Origin of the sequence: Clostridioides sp. GD02377, from assembly GCF_045899875.1 — a bacterium.
Classification (GTDB): Bacteria; Bacillota; Clostridia; order Peptostreptococcales; family Peptostreptococcaceae; genus Clostridioides; species Clostridioides difficile_A.
This window is the reverse complement of the sequence record NZ_JBJODA010000074.1, coordinates 1-612: the sequence shown is the minus strand read 5'-3', so window position 1 is coordinate 612 and position 612 is coordinate 1. Positions and strand designations below refer to the sequence as shown.

The 612-nt window shown below is 35.5% G+C and carries 1 protein-coding gene; it reads right to left on the bottom strand.

Annotation, left to right across the window (positions count from 1 at the left end; translation table 11 throughout):
• A partial coding sequence (locus Q3304_RS20865) for a glycine rich domain-containing protein (protein ID WP_407815493.1) occupies positions 1 to 513 on the bottom strand: 513 nt, incomplete at its 3' end.
• Between the last annotated feature and the right edge of the window lie 99 nt (positions 514 to 612).

The following is a 612-nucleotide window of genomic DNA, read 5'->3' as shown; positions in this document are numbered from 1 at the left end:
ACCTTGAAATTGGCTTCCACCACCTGCAAAATATTTATTTGCATTAGAAATACCATTATTACCACTTAAACCACCACCATGACCAAGTGAATAATAACCAGTTCCATAAGAACCACCTGCACCACCTGCAACCATTATACGTGATAATAAACCTTGTGGATTATCCCAAGCACCACCAACAAGCCTTATATCTGTTGAACCACCACCTGCAAGACTGTAATAACCAGTAGAAGTACTAGTATAACAGTTAATACCTCCTGCACCATTAAAGCCACTTCTGCGAGTTTCAATACCATTAGCACCTTTAGAATAACCACCTTGACCAACGTAAATATAAAATTTAGTACTTTCTTTTAATGTAAGAATACCAGCAGAATAACCACCTTTTGCACAAGATTTAAAATCAGGAAAATTACCACCACAAGCACCCCAACATTCCATTACATATTTACCAGGAGATAATGTGATGCTTTGTTCTGTACCTGTATAATTAAAAACCCATTCTGTAGCCATTTTTCACTCTCCTTTTTTATATAGGTAACATACTATTTTGTATCTTTATGTTTTCATCGTTAAATTTTTCTATCTTTGCAATGACTTCATCTATCGCTC